The sequence below is a fragment of the Azospirillum sp. P4_B5 genome, assembly GCF_056402275.1.
In genome coordinates this window covers 1-17,659 of sequence record NZ_JBFUHT010000036.1, presented here as the reverse complement: position 1 = coordinate 17,659, position 17,659 = coordinate 1, and the positions used below count along the sequence as shown (strand labels likewise).

21 protein-coding genes are annotated in these 17,659 nt (G+C 69.4%); 13 read left to right on the top strand and 8 right to left on the bottom strand.

All coding sequences use genetic code 11. The annotated features are described in order from the left end of the window. Window positions 1-71: 71 nt before the first annotated feature. Window positions 72-245: a DUF1328 domain-containing protein gene (locus AC1DVI_RS23795; RefSeq protein ID WP_014199667.1), complete on the top strand. Its 174-nt coding sequence runs from the start codon at window positions 72-74 to the stop codon at window positions 243-245. 4 nt (window positions 246-249) lie between these two features. On the opposite strand, the gene AC1DVI_RS23790 is transcribed toward AC1DVI_RS23795, so the two are convergent. Further along, window positions 250-1,455 (bottom strand): S41 family peptidase, encoded by a 1,206-nt coding sequence (locus tag AC1DVI_RS23790; RefSeq protein ID WP_476960064.1) that lies wholly within the window; start codon window positions 1,453-1,455, stop codon window positions 250-252. 110 nt (window positions 1,456-1,565) lie between these two features. Continuing rightward, the gene (locus AC1DVI_RS23785) at window positions 1,566-2,213 is read right to left on the bottom strand and encodes a DUF47 domain-containing protein (protein ID WP_149167356.1); all 648 of its coding nucleotides are present in this window, start codon (window positions 2,211-2,213) and stop codon (window positions 1,566-1,568) included. A gap of 309 nt (window positions 2,214-2,522) precedes the next feature. On the opposite strand from AC1DVI_RS23785, the gene AC1DVI_RS23780 reads away from it, so the two are divergent. Genes AC1DVI_RS23780 through AC1DVI_RS23760 form a run of 5 tightly spaced genes read left to right on the top strand, consistent with a single transcriptional unit; the run spans window position 2,523 to window position 6,678 of the window. Then, entirely contained in the window at window positions 2,523-2,699 is a 177-nt protein-coding gene (locus AC1DVI_RS23780) for a periplasmic nitrate reductase, NapE protein (RefSeq protein ID WP_094305783.1), read from the top strand. Between the two features lie 7 nt (window positions 2,700-2,706). Then, window positions 2,707-3,000: a chaperone NapD gene (locus AC1DVI_RS23775; RefSeq protein ID WP_476960063.1), complete on the top strand. Its 294-nt coding sequence runs from the start codon at window positions 2,707-2,709 to the stop codon at window positions 2,998-3,000. Window positions 3,001-3,044: 44 nt separating this feature from the next. Further along, entirely contained in the window at window positions 3,045-5,555 is a 2,511-nt protein-coding gene (gene napA, locus AC1DVI_RS23770; RefSeq protein WP_476960062.1) for a nitrate reductase catalytic subunit NapA, read from the top strand. 11 nt (window positions 5,556-5,566) lie between these two features. Next, window positions 5,567-6,061 (top strand): nitrate reductase cytochrome c-type subunit, encoded by a 495-nt coding sequence (locus AC1DVI_RS23765; protein WP_109070348.1) that lies wholly within the window; start codon window positions 5,567-5,569, stop codon window positions 6,059-6,061. After that, window positions 6,058-6,678 (top strand): NapC/NirT family cytochrome c, encoded by a 621-nt coding sequence (locus AC1DVI_RS23760; protein ID WP_145626312.1) that lies wholly within the window; start codon window positions 6,058-6,060, stop codon window positions 6,676-6,678. Before AC1DVI_RS23765 ends, AC1DVI_RS23760 begins: the two co-directional genes overlap by 4 nt. 94 nt (window positions 6,679-6,772) lie before the next feature. On the opposite strand, the gene AC1DVI_RS23755 is transcribed toward AC1DVI_RS23760, so the two are convergent. Genes AC1DVI_RS23755 through AC1DVI_RS23730 form a run of 6 tightly spaced genes read right to left on the bottom strand, consistent with a single transcriptional unit; the run spans window position 6,773 to window position 11,757 of the window. Then, window positions 6,773-7,423 carry a flagellar hook assembly protein FlgD gene (locus AC1DVI_RS23755; RefSeq protein ID WP_476960061.1) on the bottom strand — a complete coding sequence of 217 codons (651 nt, stop codon included), beginning with the start codon at window positions 7,421-7,423 and terminating at the stop codon, window positions 6,773-6,775. 15 nt (window positions 7,424-7,438) lie between these two features. Then, complete coding sequence (locus AC1DVI_RS23750) at window positions 7,439-8,734, bottom strand: flagellar hook-length control protein FliK (RefSeq protein ID WP_476960060.1); 1,296 nt, start codon at window positions 8,732-8,734, stop codon at window positions 7,439-7,441. 47 nt (window positions 8,735-8,781) lie between these two features. Then, window positions 8,782-9,504 (bottom strand): MotE family protein, encoded by a 723-nt coding sequence (locus AC1DVI_RS23745; protein WP_476960059.1) that lies wholly within the window; start codon window positions 9,502-9,504, stop codon window positions 8,782-8,784. A 3-nt stretch (window positions 9,505-9,507) separates the two neighbouring features. After that, window positions 9,508-10,149 (bottom strand): DUF6468 domain-containing protein, encoded by a 642-nt coding sequence (locus tag AC1DVI_RS23740; protein ID WP_476960058.1) that lies wholly within the window; start codon window positions 10,147-10,149, stop codon window positions 9,508-9,510. Next, a complete protein-coding gene (gene fliM, locus AC1DVI_RS23735) occupies window positions 10,130-11,239 on the bottom strand; it encodes a flagellar motor switch protein FliM (protein ID WP_476960057.1) in 1,110 nt (369 codons plus the stop codon). The genes AC1DVI_RS23740 and fliM overlap by 20 nt, the downstream gene beginning before the upstream one ends. Window positions 11,240-11,256: 17 nt before the next feature. Further along, on the bottom strand, window positions 11,257-11,757 hold the full coding sequence (locus AC1DVI_RS23730; RefSeq protein WP_476960056.1) for a flagellar basal body-associated FliL family protein: 501 nt from the start codon (window positions 11,755-11,757) through the stop codon (window positions 11,257-11,259). 187 nt (window positions 11,758-11,944) lie between these two features. Between AC1DVI_RS23730 and fliF the strand changes: the two genes are divergently transcribed. From fliF to AC1DVI_RS23695, 7 genes are read left to right on the top strand one after another with little or no spacing between them, the layout of a single operon-like run. Beyond that, complete coding sequence (fliF, locus tag AC1DVI_RS23725) at window positions 11,945-13,645, top strand: flagellar basal-body MS-ring/collar protein FliF (RefSeq protein WP_476960055.1); 1,701 nt, start codon at window positions 11,945-11,947, stop codon at window positions 13,643-13,645. Beyond that, window positions 13,645-14,388: a FliH/SctL family protein gene (locus AC1DVI_RS23720; protein WP_476960054.1), complete on the top strand. Its 744-nt coding sequence runs from the start codon at window positions 13,645-13,647 to the stop codon at window positions 14,386-14,388. The genes fliF and AC1DVI_RS23720 overlap by 1 nt, the downstream gene beginning before the upstream one ends. Then, a complete protein-coding gene (gene fliN, locus AC1DVI_RS23715; protein ID WP_476960053.1) occupies window positions 14,376-14,717 on the top strand; it encodes a flagellar motor switch protein FliN in 342 nt (113 codons plus the stop codon). Before AC1DVI_RS23720 ends, fliN begins: the two co-directional genes overlap by 13 nt. 32 nt (window positions 14,718-14,749) lie before the next feature. Then, window positions 14,750-15,532 (top strand): flagellar type III secretion system pore protein FliP, encoded by a 783-nt coding sequence (gene fliP, locus AC1DVI_RS23710; protein ID WP_145626321.1) that lies wholly within the window; start codon window positions 14,750-14,752, stop codon window positions 15,530-15,532. Window positions 15,533-15,536: 4 nt separating this feature from the next. Continuing rightward, window positions 15,537-15,860, top strand: a complete 324-nt coding sequence (locus AC1DVI_RS23705; RefSeq protein WP_476960052.1) for a hypothetical protein — start codon at window positions 15,537-15,539, stop codon at window positions 15,858-15,860. A 15-nt stretch (window positions 15,861-15,875) separates the two neighbouring features. Next, window positions 15,876-16,898, top strand: a complete 1,023-nt coding sequence (locus AC1DVI_RS23700) for a flagellar motor switch protein FliG (protein ID WP_051140248.1) — start codon at window positions 15,876-15,878, stop codon at window positions 16,896-16,898. A 28-nt stretch (window positions 16,899-16,926) separates the two neighbouring features. Then, window positions 16,927-17,556 carry a hypothetical protein gene (locus AC1DVI_RS23695; protein ID WP_476960051.1) on the top strand — a complete coding sequence of 210 codons (630 nt, stop codon included), beginning with the start codon at window positions 16,927-16,929 and terminating at the stop codon, window positions 17,554-17,556. Window positions 17,557-17,659: the final 103 nt, after the last annotated feature.

Genomic DNA, 17,659 nt, shown 5'->3' with positions numbered 1-17,659 from the left:
CTGCGGCGGTCCGCGAGGTTCCTTCCCTGCCGGACGTGCCGGCTGGGTTTCAGAACGCGCAGGAGCGGTCCATGCTGAAATGGGCGTTGATCTTTTTCGTGGTGTCTCTGGTCGCCGGCGCGCTCGGCTTCACCAACGTGTCATCGGCCACCGCAGGAGTCGCGAAGATCCTCTTCGGGATCGCGCTGATCATCTTCCTGGTCTTCCTGGTGCTCGCCCTGCTGGCCGGCGAGGTGATCTTCTGATCCGTCAGCGGGACCGGAGTATGGACAGCGCGCGGGCGAAGGCCTGATCGTCGGCGGCGCTGGGGATGCCGCCGGAGGGCGGGGCGGATGGCCCCTCCTCCGCGGCCGGCTCCGCGATGGTCTCGTCGGGCTGGATGCCGATCTGGTGGATCGACTGGCCCGACGGCGTGTAGTAGCGCGCCGTGGTCAGCTTCAGCGCCCCGCTGTCGAAGGGGATGACGCTCTGGATGATCCCCTTGCCGAAGGTCGTCGCCCCGATCACCGTCGCCCGCCGGTGGTCCTTCAGCGCCCCGGTCAGGATCTCGGCGGCGGAGGCGGATTTCGCGTTGACCAGCACCACCAGCGGCAGGCCGTCCGTCTCGTCGCCCGGCGTGGCAATGTAGGTCTTGTCCGCCCCGCGACCGGGGCCGCGGGCGGTCAGGATCGTTCCCTTGTCGAGAAAGGCGTCGGCGACGCGGACGCTCGCCTGCACCAGCCCGCCGGGGTTGTCGCGCACATCGATGATGAAGCCGCCGATGTCCGGCCCGATCCGCTCGCGCAGCGAGCGGATGGCCGTGCTGACTCCGGTTGCGGTCTGGCGGTCGAAGCGGGCGATGCGGATGTAGCCCACCGTCCCGACGGCGGCCAGCCGAACCGAGGGGATGCGCAGCTTGCCGCGGACGACGCTGACCTCGAAGGGGTCCGGCATTCCGGCGCGCAGGACGGTTAGCGACACCGCCGCCCCTTCCGGTCCGCTCAGCATCTGCTTGACGGTCGCCAGTTCCGTCCCGCCCACCGGCTGCTGGTCCACCGCCAGGATGACGTCGCCGGAGCGCAGCCCGGCGGCCTCCGCCGGGGACTCGGGAACGGTCTCGGCGATGCGGACGCGGGTGCCGTGGGCCTCGTAGCGGATGCCAAGCCCGGCGAAGGCGCCGTCGTTCGACGCCTGCAACTGCCGGTATTCGCCGTCGTCCAGATAGGTGGAGTAGCGGTCCCGCCCGGCCATGGCCTTGATGGCGATGTCCACCAGCTCGCGGTCGGTCAGCGGCTCGACATACTGGCCGCGGATGGTGCGCAGCGCCCGCAGGAAGCGATCGACCTCCTCCGCCTCCGTGCTGTTGCCGTAGGGGGTGGAGTCGCCCGCGGCCTGCGCGCTCCGTCCGGTGGTCATGCCCCCCGGGATCGCGAGGAAGGCGAAAAGGGCGGCGGCGGTGACGAGGCGCAGCTTCACGGCGGCAATCTCTCGGGATCGGAGCGGCGATGCTTCGAAATTAGCCGTGAATTGGTTTATGCACCGTTAACTATAACCGGAGCGTGTTGGCTCCTGCCTGTGATCGGCCCTTACGCCTGATCCAGGGTGATCCCTTCGATCAGGTCGCCCACGTCGTCGCAGCGGTCGGTGACGGCTTCCAGCAGTTCGTAGACCTCGCGGCGGCCCAGGAAGTCGATCATCTCCGGGCGCTCGGCGATGAGGGACTTCATGGCGTCGCGCAGAATCTCGTCGGCCTCGTCCTCAAGGTCGGAGATCTGGCCGCAGATGTGCAGGATGCGGTCGGCGTTGACGGTGATGCGGGTCAGCAGCGGCATGACCTCGGACAGCAGGGCGGCCTGACGGCGGCCGATCGCCGCCATGCGCATCATCCGGTCGTCGAAGGTCTCGATGCCGTAGAGCGCGGCGAGGCCAGGAACCTCGTCCATAAGATCGATGCAGTCGTCCAGCGCGTTGATCAGCGCCTGGATCTCCGACCGGTCGAAGGGAGTGATGAAGGTGCGGTGCAGCCCGCGCCCGGCGTCCTTGGCGATGCGGTCGGCATCCTTCTCGATCCGCTTCAGCGCGGCGGTGCGCTCGCCCCGCTCCTCCGGCCCGGCCTGCATGACGGCTTCCAGGGCAGCAGCGGCGTCGACGATGTGGCGGGCTTGTTCGATGAATTGCTCAATGACCCGTTCTTCCTTCGGCATCATGGAGCGGATGGCGCGCAGCAGCAGCATGGAAACGGTTCTCTCGATCGGTTCTGCCGTTTCCTCTTAACGCCGGGCGTCATGAATTAGCAGCAAAAACGTCATACGGGCGGGGCCTGTCTGCCCTGACGTAGGCGCCCCATCCCCTCTTCCGGCGCCTGCGGTGCGAACCCCTTCTGGGGCGGGATGGCGTGCATGTGCGGCAAAACGTCCAGAACGACGAAAGTACCGGTACTTAGGGATGGAATGGGTGTCGGCACTTGACCTCGGTCAAGCCAGTTCCGGGTCGAAAGGATGAAGCTCCGCGGCGACACCGTTCGATCAATCCATGGGATCGCCATGAACGCGCCGCCCGCCCGCACCGCCGATACCGCCGCTCCGACCCGCCGCTTCGAGGGGCTGGTCTTCTTCGCCCTGTCCATCCTGATCTGGCCGTTCCTGGCGATCGGGCTGGTCGGGGCCTACGGCTTCTCCGTCTGGATGTACCAGATCCTGTCCCACTCCGGCGGGATGTGAGGCGGCCATGCCCGAACTGCACATTTCCAGCCTCGTCATCCAGCACGCGCCGGACCGCACCGCCGCCCTGAAGGAGGTGGTCTTGGCACTCGCCGGCGCCGACTGGCACGCGTCGGAGAACGGCAAGGCCATCGTCACGCTGGAAACCGCGACGGAGGCCGAGGTCCTGGACCGCATCGCCGACATCAACGCCATGGCGGGCGTCCACACCACCACGCTGGTCTACCACCACTATGAGGACGCCGAGCGCTGCGCGGAGCCGATGCCCGCCGACACCGCTCTCGTCCCTCACGCCCATTGACGTCCGTCCAAGAAAAGACGACCCGCCCCAGGAGGCACCCCCCTATGTCCCTGACCCGCCGTGATTATCTGAAGGTCCAAGCCGCCGTGACAGCGGCGGCGGCGGCCGGTGTGAGCCTGCCGTCCGTCATCCAGCCCGCCGAGGCCGGCACCCTGACGGCCGGCGCCGACGCCAAGCTCACCTGGTCCAAGGCCCCCTGCCGCTTCTGCGGCACCGGCTGCGGCGTCATGGTCGGCGTGAAGGAGGGGCGCATCGTCGCCACCCACGGCGACGTGAAGGCCGAGGTCAACCGCGGCCTGAACTGCGTGAAGGGCTACTTCCTGTCCAAGATCATGTACGGCGAGGACCGGCTGACCCAGCCGCTGCTGCGCATGAAGGACGGCCAGTTCCACAAGGAAGGCGAATTCACCCCGATCTCCTGGGACCAGGCCTTCGACATCATGGCCACCAAGTGGAAGGAGACCCTGAAGAAGAAGGGTCCGACCGCGGTGGGCATGTTCGGCTCCGGCCAGTGGACGATCATGGAGGGCTACGCCGCCTCCAAGTTCATGAAGGCGGGCCTGCGCTCCAACAACCTGGACCCCAACGCCCGCCACTGCATGGCGTCGGCGGTGGTCGGCTTCATGCGCACCTTCGGCATGGACGAGCCGATGGGCTGCTACGACGACATGGAGCAGGCCGACGCCTTCGTGCTGTGGGGCTCCAACATGGCGGAGATGCACCCCATCCTGTGGACCCGCGTCACCGACCGCCGGCTGACCCATGAGGGCTGCAAGGTCGCCGTCCTGTCCACCTACGAGCACCGCAGCTTCGACCTCGCCGACATCGGCCTGGTCTTCACGCCGCAGTCCGATCTGGCGATCCTCAACTACATCGCCAACCACATCATCAAGACGGGTCGGGTGAACCAGGAGTTCATCGCCAAGCACGTCAACTTCAAGCGCGGCCGCGACGACATCGGCTACGGCCTGCGGCCCGAGCACCCGCTGGAGCAGAAGGCGAAGAACGTCGCCAAGGCCAACGAGTCCGACCCGATCTCCTTCGAGGAGTTCGCGAAGTTCGTCGAGCCCTACACGCTGGAGAAGGCGCACGAGTTGTCGGGCGTGCCGAAGAACCGGCTGGAGGCGCTGGCCGAACTGTACGCCGACCCGAAGGTGAAGGTCATGTCCTTCTGGACCATGGGCTTCAACCAGCACACCCGCGGCGTCTGGGCCAACAACCTCGTCTACAACATCCATCTGCTGACCGGGAAGATCAGCCAGCCGGGCTGCGGTCCCTTCTCGCTGACCGGCCAGCCGTCGGCCTGCGGCACGGCGCGCGAGGTCGGCACCTTCTCGCACCGCCTGCCCGCCGACATGGTGGTCACCAACCCGGAACACCGCAAGCACGCCGAGGAGATCTGGAAGCTGCCCGAAGGCACGATCCCGGACAAGGTCGGCTATCACGCCGTCCAGCAGGACCGTATGCTGAAGGACGGCAAGCTCAATGCCTACTGGGTCCAGTGCAACAACAACATGCAGACGGCGCCGAACACGGCGAACGAGACCTACCTGGGCTACCGCAACCCGGAAAACTTCATCGTCGTGTCGGACGCCTACCCGACGGTGACGGCGCTGGCCGCCGACCTGATCCTGCCGACCGCCATGTGGGTGGAGAAGGAGGGCGGCTACGGCAACGCCGAACGCCGCACCCAGGTCTGGCATCAGCTCGTCGGCGCGCCCGGCGAGGCGCGTTCCGATCTCTGGCAGATCATCGAATTCTCCAAGCGCTTCGCGATCGAGGAGGTGTGGCCGGAGGAGCTGATCGCCAAGAAGCCGGAGGTCCGCGGCAAGACGCTCTACGACGTGCTGTACTGCAACGGTCAGGTCAACGCCTTCCCGCTGTCGGACTGCGACCCGGCCTATGAGAACCGCGAATCGCAGGCCTTCGGCTTCTACGTCCATAAGGGCCTGTTCGAGGAATACGCGACCTTCGGGCGCGGCCACGGCCACGATCTCGCCCCCTACGACATGTACCACCAGGAGCGCGGCCTGCGTTGGCCGGTGGTGAACGGCAAGGAGACGAAGTGGCGCTACCGCGAGGGCTTCGACCCCTACGTCCCGGCGGGCGAGGGCGTGCGCTTCTACGGCAACAAGGACGGCAAGGCGAACATCTTCGCGCTGCCCTATGAGCCGGCGGCGGAATCGCCGGACAAGGATTACCCGTTCTGGCTCTGCACCGGCCGCGTGGTCGAGCATTGGCACTCCGGCTCCATGACGCTGCGCGTTCCGGAACTGCGCAAGGCCTTCCCCAACGCCGTCGTCTTCATCCATCCCGACGACGCCAAGGACCTGAACCTGCGGCGCGGGCAGGAGGTGCGCATCGCCTCCCGCCGTGGCGAGGTGCGGGTGCGGGTCGAGACGCGGGGCCGCAACAAGCCGCCGCGGGGCCTCGTCTTCGTGCCCTTCTTCGACCACACGGTGCTCATCAACAAGGTGACGCTGGACGCCACCGACCCGCTGAGCAAGCAGACCGACTTCAAGAAATGCGCGGTCAAGATCATTCCTGTCGCGTGAGGAGCCCGTCCATGAAGACCCGCATCACCTTTGCCGCCCTCGCGCTGGCCGCGGCCATGCCGCTCCTGGTGTCCGGCGTGTTCGCCGCGGACGGGGCCGCCCCCGCGAAGGTTCCCTCCGGCCCGCACCCGATCACCCAGGAGATCCCCGCCGACCCGATGGCGAAGGAGATCACCGACGATCACAAGCGGGCGCGGAACTACGCCGACCAGCCGCCGCTGATCCCGCACGCGATCCGCGACTACCAGATCGACCTGAACATCAACAAGTGCATGACCTGCCATGACCGCAAGAACACCGAGGGCTCGCAGGCCCCGATGATCTCGGTCACCCACTTCCAGGACCGCGACGGCCAGACGCTGGGCGCGGTCAGCCCGCGGCGCTACTTCTGCACCCAGTGCCACGTGCCGCAGACCGATGCCCAGCCGATCACCGGCAACCGCTTCCGCGACATCGACAGCATCCTGGCGGGCGGAAAGGCCGGCGGAAAGGAAGGGGCCAAATGAAGGGCCTTCTGAGCCTCGCCGGACGCTTCTGGCGCGTCTTCTCGCGGCCCAGCGTGCATTTCAGCCTGGGCTTCCTGACACTGGGCGGCTTCCTGGCCGGCGTGATGTTCTGGGGCGGCTTCAACACCGCCCTGGAGGTCACCAACAAGGAGGCCTTCTGCATCTCCTGCCACGAGATGAAGAACAACCCCTACGAGGAGCTGAAGCAGACCATCCACTTCACCAACCGCTCCGGCGTGCGCGCCACCTGCCCGGACTGCCACGTCCCGCACGACTGGACGCAGAAGATCGGCCGCAAGATGCAGGCGTCGAAGGAGGTCTGGGGCAAGATCTTCGGCACCATCGACACCCGCGAGAAGTTCCTCGACAAGCGGCTGGAACTGGCCACCCACGAATGGGACCGGCTGAAATCCAACAACTCCCTGGAATGCCGCAACTGCCACAGCGCGGAGTCCATGGACATCACCCGCCAGAACCCGCGGGCGGCCAAGATGCACGAGACCTACCTGTTCACGGGTGAGCGGACCTGCATCGACTGCCACAAGGGCATCGCCCACCGGCTTCCCGACATGAAGGGCGTCGAGCCCGGCTGGACCGGAACCGTGTCAGCGAAGTGACGCGCCGGATCACAACGAAAAGCCATTCACAACGAAAAACCCCTTCTTCCAAGACGGAAGAAGGGGTTTTTTCGTTTGTTGAAGACGGATTTTTTTAGGAGGCCGACAGAATGTCCGTGCCCTTCACGACGGCGCCGCCCTTCAGGACGAACTGCGTCTCGCCGTCGACGCTGCGAACCTCCTTCACCGTGTCGGTCGTCACGGTGGCGGTGGTCAGCGACGCGCCGGCCTTGTCCTTCGCCGTCACGCGCACGAGGTAGGTGCCGTCCGCGGCGGTGGCGCCATCGCTGCGCTTGCCGTCCCAGGTGAAGGTCTGCCGGCCGGTCTTCGGGCTGCCCGGGGCGCTGTAGATCACCTGCCCGGCGTCGTTCACCACCTCGATCTTCACCGACGCGGCGGCCCCGTCGATGGCGTAGGCCATTTCCGCCTTGCCCTCCGACAGGCTGATGCGGTCCGACGCGGCTTCGACCTTGCGGCCCAGATAGGCCATGTCCAGCCGCATGCCGCTGTTCTTCAGCGTGTCCAGCACCTGCCCCAGCGTCTGGTTCGTCTGCACGCCCTGCTCCACCGTGGAGAGCTGGGCGAGCTGCGTCATGAACTGGGTGGCGTCCATGGGTGACAGCGGGTCCTGGTTGCGCAGCTGCGCGGTCAGCAGCTTCAGGAACGCCTCGTAATCCACCGTCTGCTTCTTCGCGGCGGCGGAAGGGGGTGTGGTGGCCGTGTTGGTGGCCGCGGTCGTGGTCATGGCGGGTCCTTGCGGCTAGACGGAGATGTCGACGAGGCCGTCGATGGGGCGGGCGGCGCGTGCGGGGGGCAGGGCTCCAGAGGAATCGGCGAGGCGGAAGGCCCGTCCGGGGCCGTCCTCCCGTCTGCCCGTCCCGTCGCCCTGGCCGGAAAAGGCGAAGCCGCGCGGCTCGCCGTCGCCGCGCAGCGAGAAGTTCAGGGTGCCGCCGTCCAGCTCGAACCCGGCGTCGGACAGGGCGCGCTCCAGATGATGGATGTCCCGGCGCAGCAGGGCCAGCGTCTCCGGGCTTTCGGCCTGGACATGCAGGGCGACGCGGGCGCCGCTCAGTTCGGCGACGACACGGACGGGGCCAAGCTCCTCCGGCTTCAGGTCGATGTGGAACTCGCCGCCGCCCGCCTCGACGACGCGCACCAACTGGCTGGCCACCTGGGCGGCGGGCAGCCGCGCCGCGGCGCTCTCACCAGGGTGCGCCGCGTAGTGGGCCGCCGCGTGGGCCGCCGGCGGGGCGAGGGCGGAGGGCAGCGGCGGCGCGCCGACGGGGTCCGCCGGGGAGGAGAGCGCCGACAGGGCTTCCGGTCCGGCCGGCGGGTTGCCGCGGCCTTGCCCCTGGCCCGGATTCTGGCCGGTGCCGCCGTTGGACGCGGTGTTGCCGCCCGCCTGTGCTATCGCTTGCTGAAGCTGGGGCGACGGAGCCTGCGGCGCTTCGGCCTTGGCGGGTGTTGCGGGGTCTTTGGTTTGGAAGAGCGGGGCCGAGTCCGGTTTGGCGCCGGACGCCGGCAGGGGAACGGGCGGGGTGGCGGGTGCCGCGGCGTCGGTCGTGGCCTGCGGCGGTGTCCCGTCCGGCTTGGCGTCCGGAACCACCGCGGCGATGGGCGCGATGGGCGGTGGAGCGGTCGGCTGCGGCGGGCCGGGTTGGGCCTGCGGCCGAGGCGCCGCGGCGGCCTCCGCCGGGGGAGCCGTGACGGGTGGCGCCACGGGCAGGCCGCTGGTCGAAGGCACGGACTCCGGCAAAGCCCCGGCCGCCGCGATGCCGGGCGCCGTGGTGGGCGGCGGTGTTGTCAGCAGCGGCAGGAGCGCCGCCAGGGCGGCGTCGGCGCCGGCCGGCGCGCCGCCGGTCTGGACAGGGGAATCCGCTTGGTCGCCGTCCGCATCGTCGGCGCCGCGTCCCGCCGCGTCGTCCAGCAGATCGGCGAAGGGCGTGCCGGACGCCTCGCGCTCGCCCGGCGCTCCGGGGGACGGCGCCGCCGTCGCCTCCGCGGAACGGGCGGGACGGGGCGGCGGGGCGGCGATGACGTCGGGAAGGCTGGGCATGATGTCTCTTGGTGAGAGAACCGCGTGTCTGGGAGCCGGGGCCGGGTTCAATTCGTCGGCGTCTGCATCAGGCGGACGGGCAGCGGGGCGGGCGGCGGCGGGCGGTCGCCGGGCAGGGCGCGGCGTTGCAGGACGAGGCGGGTGACCTCGCGCGCCTTGCCGTCCTCCAGCTCCGCGATGATCGGGGCGGAGCGGCGCTCGGCCATGCGGTCCAGGACGTCGATGATGATGTCGGTCTCCAGGTCGTTGAAGATGCGCGCGGCGTCGCGCGGCTTCATCGTCTCGTAGATCGTCACCATGCGCTTCAGATCCTCCTGCTGGAGGTTGGAGCGCTGCTGCATCAGCGCCTCCACGTCGCGCTTGATGGCGCTCAGCTTCTGGATCTGGGCGGTGGCGCGGGTCTCGGCGGCGGCCAGCACGGCTTCCGCCTCGCCGAGATGGCGGGTGCGGGCGCTCACGTCGGCCTTCTGCTCCGCGATGGCGGCGCGCAGGGCGGGGTCGGTGCAACTCGCCGCAGGCAGGGCGGCGTCCGCGGGCGGGGCCGCCGGGGTCATCGGCAGTGCCGCCAGAGCGGGAGCCGGCGCTGGCGAGGCGTCCGGGGAGGAGGACTCCGCATCGCCCTTCAGGTCCTTGGCCCAGGGGCGCTCATGCTTGCCGAACTCGCGGTCGAACTGCTGGGCGACCACCGGCAGTCCTTCCATCAGCGAGCCGAGCTTGAGCGGCAGCACCATCAGGATCGCCACCAGAGTGATGGGAAGCACGCGCAGCATGGCTCAGCGCTCCGGTCCGATGGCCCGCAACCGGGCATAAAAGGCGTTGGCGGCCTGCTGCCGCGCGGCGCCGGTTTCCACGGTGGATTCGGCGGTCTCGGTGACGGCCATCGGGGCGGCCTCCGGGGCGTGCGGCGACTCATCCACCGGTCGTGCGGCGGCGCCAGCCAGCGCGGCGACGCGCATCGGGCGGAAGCCGTCTTCATCCTCCGGCGCGTCGCTGTCCGGCGCGGGAGTGGGCACCGGTTCCACCATGGCCGTGGGCGGCGGGGCCGGGCGGGGCCGCGGGCGCGGCGCCGGGCCGTCTTCCAGTCGGCGGACCAGGGCGCGGGCCTCCTGCACGGACGCCTCGATGCGCTTGGACGCCCGCTCGCAGGAGCCGAGCACCAGCGCCGCCTCCTCGGTCACGCCCTTGGCGCGGTCGAGCCCGTCGGACAGCTTGGCCGAGGCCTCCGTCGCGGCGGCGACCAGCCGTTGCACCGAGGCCTCCGTCTCGTCGATGGTCTTGGAGAAGGTGCCGATCAGCGCGCCGATCTCGGCCTGGCTGGAGCGCATCACCTTCAGCCGCTTGTTGACGATCACCAGGAACACCGTGGCGGTGACGAGCATGACCGCCAGAACGGCGTCAATGAGGAATGAGACCATCGATCAGCTCCTGCTTGGTCTCCAGGTCGGTGTCGATCTTGACGGAGATGTTGCCGTTGCGCTGGCCCATGTGGCCGGCGAAGAGGGGGGTGGTCTTGCTTTGCAGCACCACCGGCGCGTCGGGGTCGATGCGCAGCTTCAGTGAGGTGCCCTTTTCCCAGTTCAGCACCTCGCCCAGCGAGACCTGCGTCTGCTGCAGCACGGCGACGAGGTCCAGCTTGGCCCGCATCAGCTCGGCCTTCAGGTGGCTTTCCCACACCGTGTCGTGGCCGAACTTCTCGCCCATGAAGGTCTGCACCAGCTTGCCGCGCACCGGCTCCAGCGTGGCGTAGGGGATGACCACCTCGGCGTGGCCGACGCGGCGCTCCACCTCCACGGCGATGCGCACGCGGATCACCGCGTTGGTGGCGCGGGTGATGGTGGCGAATTGCGGGTTCGTCTCCAGCCGGTCGAAGGTGAAGTCGATGGGCGTGATCGGGTCGAAGGACTGGCTGAGGTCCTGGAGGATGACCCGGATCAGCCGCTCGGTGATCTTGCGCTCGATGGAGGTGTAGGTGCGCCCGTCGATGCGCCGGGCGCGGCTGCGCCGTCCGCCCAGCAGCACGTCCATCATGCAGTAGATCAGCGCGCTGTCGACCGACACGACGATGTGGTTGTCCCACTGCTCCGCCCGCGCGACGCCGACCAGGGCCGGAAGCTCGATGGTGTCGAGGAACTCGTTGTAGCGCAGCCAGTCGATGCGCAGCAGGCTGGCCTCCACGCTGGTCGAGGAGAACTGGCGCAGTGACGTGTTCAACAGCCGGACCATGCGGTCGAAGACCACGTCCAGCATCGGCAGACGGTCCTTGTTGACCGTCGTGGTGCTGATCAGCCGTTCGATGGCGCGGGTCTGCCCGACGGATTCCGTCTGCGGCCCGACGGCGAAGTTCAGCAGGCGGTCGATCTCCTCCTGGCTCAGCTCCTTGGTGTCGGCCATCAGGGTGGCGGCCTCGGACTCGGCCTCACCGGAGCCGGCGTCCAGGCCCCAGTCCAGATCATCCCCGGCGTCGCCGTTTCCGCCGCCGCCGTCCGTGTCGATGGGAGTGCTCATCCGTTCCTCTGGGTCGGCTATTGGGTGAGAAGGCTGCGCAGCAGGACGTCGGACACCGTGTCCGGGCCGAGGATCAGGTTGAAGCGGCGGCGCAGCTCCTCGCGCAGCCGCAGCAGACCGGCGGAGCCGCGCAGGTCGTGCTGGTCGATGTTGCGCAGGAACTCCTGCTGGGCGTTGACGAGATGGGGCATCGCCTGCTCCACCCGGCCGCGGTCCTTGGGCGCCAGCGCCAGCGTCACCCCGATCTTCATGAAGCGCGACGGCGTGTCGGGGCGCAGGTTCACCAGCAGCTCCGGCAGGTCGAGCGTCGCCTGGGCCGGTTCGGCGATGGGCGTGCCCTCGAACAGCCGCGCCACCCCGTCCGGCCCGACGGCCATCCAGTAGCCGCCGAACCCGGCCGCGGCGACGCCGCACAGGGCGGCCGCCCCCAGCGCCAGCCGGGCCAGCGGCAGCACGATGACGTACATCCGCTGCCGGCCCGGCGTTCCCGTCCTTGCCTTTCCAGCATCTGTATTCATCGCAGCCGGCGCCTCCAAAATACCGAAAATTTGAGAGACTGTTTTAAACGATCAAGTTTTAGCGACTTCCTTCCGGTCGATCTTCGCGGCTTTTACTCCGCTTAAAAGTCATCCCGGTAGGTTGTGAAGGCTCACGGGGTGAACATTACGGTCCCCGCTTTTCGGAAACTTTAAAGGTGCGGGTGTCGTGACGGGACTGATCGACAATCTGCGGACGCTTGGCCGCACACGCCTTCTGGTGTTGGCCGGCACGGGCGTCGGCATCGTCCTGGCGGTCGCCACCATGGCGGTGCTGCTGTCGCGGCCGCACATGACGCCGCTCTACACCGGGCTGGAACCGGCGGAGGCCGGGCGCATCGTCAAGGCGGTGGAGGCCATGGGCGTGCCGGTGTCCGCCGCCTTCGACGGCACCGCCGTCCAGGTGCCGGAGGCCGAGGTGCCGCGGCTGCGCATGCTGCTGGCCGAGAAGGGCCTGCCGTCGCGGGGCGGCATCGGCTACGAGCTGTTCGACACCGACAAGCCTCTGGGCATCACCAGCTTCATGCAGCGGATGAACCGGCTGCGCGCCATGGAAGGCGAGCTGGCCCGCACCATCGAGACGCTGTCCGGCATCGAGGCGGCGCGGGTCCACATCGTGCTTCCCGACCGCGAGGAGTTCTCGCGCGCCGCCCCCACCCCGACCGCCTCCATCGTGGTGCGCATGCGCGGCCGGGCGCCGCTGGAGCGGCGGCAGGCGCTGTCGATCCGCCACCTCGTCTCCGCCGCCGTGCCCAACCTGAAGCCGAGCGCGGTGACCGTGCTCGACGCCTCCGGCGAGGTGCTGCTGACCGAGGAGGACGGCGACGCCCGGTCCTCGGCGAAGGTGGACGGGCTGCGCGCCGGCCACGAGACGCGCATCTCCCGCGCCATCGAACAGATGCTGGTGGCCCGGCTGGGGCAGGGGAATGTTCGCGTCCAGGTTGCTGTCGACGTCGAAACCAAGCGCGAGGTCGTGCGCAGCCAGAGCTTCGACCCGAACAGCCAGGTCGTCCGCTCCACCCAGACGGTGCAGGAGCAGGACCGCAGCCTGGACAGCACGGGCGAGCCGCCGGTCACCGCCGAGCAGAACCTGCCGCAGCGCGAGGTCCGCGCCCAGGCCCAGAACAACCGCTCCTCCTCCGACTCCAAGCGCCAGGAAGAGACGGTCAATTACGAGATTTCCAACGTCGCCCGCGAAACGGTGATCGAGCCGGGCGACATCCGCCGGGTCAGCGTCGCCGTGCTGGTCAATGGCACCTGGGCGACGGCGCAGGACGGCACGCGCAGCTACGAGTCCCGCTCGCCCGAGGAGCTGCAGCGCATCACCGAGCTGGTGCGCTCCGCCATGGGCTTCAGCGAGGCGCGCGGCGACCGGGTCACCGTCGACAACCTGGAGTTCGTCAACCTCGCCCCCGAGCTGGGCGCCCGCGAGCCGATGGCGGAGATCGTCGACACGCTCAGCCGCAACGTGATGACGCTGATCCAGTGGGTGATCCTGCTGGTGCTCTGCGGGCTGCTGATCGTGCTGGGGCTGCGCCCGCTGATCCGCCGCGTCTTCCCGGCGCCGGAGCCGGTGACGGCGGAAGCCGCCGCCCCGGCGCTGGCCGCGGGAGCGGCGATGCCGCAGCTCACCGGTCCGGCCATGGGCGGCGATCCCGCCATGCAGGCGGCCCAGCTCACCGACGCGGGCGAGCCGGCAACCGCGGCCCTGCCGGGCATCGAGGAGACGATGGACCAGCTCATCGAGCTGCGCACGGTGGAGGGCCGGGTGCGCGCCTCCTCCATCCGCCGGCTGGGCGACATCGTCGACCAGTATCCCGATGAGGCGATCGATATCCTGCGCTCCTGGCTCTACGAGGAGGCGGTCTGATGGGCTACCCGCGCTACCGCTTCGACCTGCGCTTCGACAGCACGGCCCAGGCCGCGGCCCAGGTAGCGGCGCAAGCGGCGGCGGAGTTCGGCGCGCCTCCCGAACCGGACCCCGTCGATCCGCTCGACGAGATCGTCCATTCCGAACGCCATCTCCAGGCCGCCGTCTACGGCGCCGAAGTCCGCGCCTTCGCCGAAGGGGTGGAGCAGGGCCGGCGCGAAGGGGCGGCGGAGGCCGCGTCGCGCACCGACGCCGCGCTGGCGCAGGCGCTCTCCCACCTCGACGAGCAACTGGCCGCTCTGGATGGCCGCTTCGCCGACGCCCTGCGCGGGGTCGAGGCGCAGGGGTCGGCGGTGATGCTGGCGCTCGTCCGCCGCCTCGCCCCGGCGCTGCTGGAGCGGATCGGGGCGGCGGAGACCGAACGGCTCGCCGCGGACGCCCTGCGCCTGGCCGGCGGGTCGCCGAGGTTGCGGCTGCGCGTCCATCCCGATCTGGCGGAGCCCGTCCGCGCCCGGCTGGCCGACTCGGACTCGCTTGGCTTCAAGGGCGCGCTGGAGGTCGTCGCCGACCCGTCCCTGCCGCCCGGCGGGCTCGACGCCGCCTGGGAGGCCGGGGGCCTGCGCTACGACCCGGCGGCGGTGGAGCGCGCCGTCGCCGGCCTGTGCGACCGCGCGCTGGCCGCCCTGTCCACCGAACATGACCTCTTCACCGACACGGAAAGCACCGCATCATGGCCCCATTGAACCTCGACGTCCTGGAAGACGACGCCAAGCCCGCCGAGAAGGACGCCACCGGCATCCCGGCCGCCGCCGTGGCCGGCGGCTCGATGAACGCCATCTACAACGTCCCGGTGGACGTGCAGGTGGTGCTCGGCCGCACCAGCATGCTGGTGGCGCAGCTCCTGAAGCTCGGCCGCGGCGCCGTGGTGGAACTGGAGCGCAAGGTGGACGAGCCGGTGGAGGTTCTGGTGAACCACCGTCTGGTCGCCCGCGGCGAGGTGGTGATCGTCGAGGACCAGCGGCTGGGCGTCACGTTGACCGAGATCGTGCGCACCGATCTGGCGATCGATTGACACCCCCGGCACCGCATCCACGGGTTCCCGCCATGATCCGACGCCTGTCCTTGTACGGCCTTCCCGCCGCGCTCGCCGTTCTGCTTCCCGCGGCGGCCTGGGCGCAGAGCGGCGGGCTGGACCTGTCCTCCATCGGCAGCGCCCTCGGCGGCGCCACGGGGGAAAGCGGATCGCTGTCCGGGCGCGTCATCCAGGGCATCGTCCTGCTGACGGTGCTCAGCGTGGCGCCGGGCCTGCTGGTCATGGCGACCTCCTTCACCCGGATCATCGTCGTGCTGTCGCTGCTGCGCTCCGCGCTCGGGCTTCAGCAGTCGCCGCCGAACATGGTGCTGATCAGCCTCGCCATGTTCCTGACCTTCCACATCATGGGGCCGGTCTTCGACACGGCGTGGCAGGACGGGCTGCGCCCGATGCTGAACGAGCAGGTGACCCAGGAGCAGGGGCTGGAGCGGATGGTCGAGCCGTTCCGCAACTTCATGGCCTCCCAGGTGCGGGACAAGGACCTGTCGGCCTTCGCCGGCTTCTCCGGCAAGCCGGAGGCCGAGCAGCCGAAGACGGCGGCCACCGCCGACCTGCGCGTGCTGGTCCCGGCCTTCCTGCTGTCGGAGCTGCGCCGCGCCTTCGAGATCGGCTTCCTGATCTTCCTGCCCTTCCTGGTGATCGACATGGTGGTGGCGGCGGTGCTGATGGCGATGGGCATGATGATGCTGCCGCCGGTGATGATCGCGCTGCCCTTCAAGATCATCTTCTTCGTACTGACCGACGGCTGGTTCCTGATCGCCAACAGCCTGATCCGCTCCTATGGGGGAACCTGACGCGATGACCGAGCCCCGGCTGCTGCCCGCCGTTCCCTCCGCCGGCCTGTCGGCGCCGCCCGCCGCACCCCCCGCCGGGTCGTCGGGGATGGCCGACAGCGTGACTGCCTTCGCCAGGCGGCGGGGTGTCACGGTGGACGACGAGACGGCCGTCATTACCCTTCTGAACGCGCTCGACCCCAACCCGCTGGTGCCGCACCGCATGGTGCTGGTCGCCGGCAGCGTCCTGGCGAACGCCTTCCGTCACGACCGCCTGCAGGGCGACCGCCCCCTGGAGCGGGACGACGATTCCGACCACTCCACCCTGACCGCCGACCGCTTCTTCTGAGGTGCCAGCATGGGCATGCCGATCAAGATCCGAGACAATTTCAAGAGCCTGAGCGGGTCGGAGAGGACCGCGGTGATCTTCCTGGCGCTGGGCGAGGAACGCGGTTCCCGCCTGATGGAGAAGCTGGACGACGACGAGATCCGCATGGTCAGCCGCGCCATGGCCAGCCTGGGCAACGTCACCTCCAACCTCGTCGAGGCGCTGCTGCGCAGCTTCACCGAGCGCTTCGCCAACACCGGCTCCGTCGTCGGCTCCTACGACAGCACGGAGCGCATGCTCTCCCGCTTCCTGCCCGACGACCGCGTGTCGGAAATCATGGGCGAGATCCGCGGCCCGGCCGGCCGCACCATGTGGGAGAAGATGTCCAACGTGAACGAGGGCGTGCTCGCCACCTATCTGGCGGGCGAGTACCCGCAGACGGCGGCGGTCATCCTGTCGCGCATGCGCAGCGACCACGCCGCCAAGGTGCTGCCGCTGCTGGCCCCGGCGCTGCGGCTGGAGGTGATCGAGCGGATGATCCAAATCGAATCCGTGCAGCGCGAGGTGCTGCTGGACATCGAATCCATCCTGCACAACGAGTTCATGGCGAACTACGCCCGCACCCACGGCGCCGATACGCACGAGCGGATGGCCGACATCTTCAACCGCATCGACCGCGACACCATGGCGGACATCTTCACCGACCTGGACGCGGTGATGCCGGATTCGACCCACCGCATCCGCCAACTCATGTTCACCTTCGAGGATCTGCTGCGGCTCGACCGGGTGTCGCTCCAGGCGGTGATCCGGCGCTGCGACACCGGCCAGCTCGCCATCGCGCTGAAGGGGGCGGAGGCGCTGCAGCGCGACCATTTCCTGTCCGTCCTGTCCGAGCGCGCCCGCATGATCCTCCAGGACGAGATCGAGAACATGGGGCCGGTGCGCATGCGCGACGTCAACGAGGCGCAGGCGGAGATCGTGCAGGTCGCCAAGGCCATGGCCGACGACGGGGCGATCGTCCTTCCGCAATCGGACGAAGCGGACGCCGTCGTTTACTGATGGCCGTCGTATACTGATGGGTGTGCTGATGCCGGACGCGGTCGCCGAGGTTGGCCATCTGCTGGCGGTGGTGGAGGCGCTGGAGCCGCGGGCGGCGCAGGAGCTGCGCGGCGGGCTGCCGCGCTGCGATTCCACCTTCGGTCTCGGGCTGGCCTTCTTCCTGGCGGCGACCGCCAACGGCGCGCGGGCGTGGCTGGGGCCGAAGCGCTGCCGCCTGCTGGAGCAGCTCGACGGAGGCGCCCTGCTGGACGACCTCGACCTGGCGCTGGCGCCGCGCCACCGCCGCACCGCCGACGGGCGGGAGTGGCGGGTGATGAGCATCCCGGTGATGGACGGCACGGCGGCGGGCGGCTGCCGCGGCCTGCTCTGCGCCATATCCGACGGGGCCGATCTTCAGACGGGGAGCGCGCTGGTCCTGCAGATGCGTTTGCCGGCGCTGGGGGCGGTGCAACTCGTCGCGGCGGGGGAGGGGCGGCGGTTCGACGTGACGCTGCAGACCGGCGGCGGTCTGTCCTCCGCCGCGCTGGCCGACATGCAGGACGGCTTCGCCGGAGCCATGGGCGACGCGGGCCTGGGCGGCGACCTGACGGTAGGGCCGCTGGCCGGGGCGTGGCTGGACCTGGAGGAGGAGGCGCTCAGCGCGGACTGGTCGGGGTGAGGGGGAAGTGGTCGTGCCGGGCCCCCACCCTTCCCACGGCTCACGCCGTGGGCCCCTTCCCTCCCCCGCTTCGCAGGAGAGGGAGGTTCAATCCCCTCCCCTG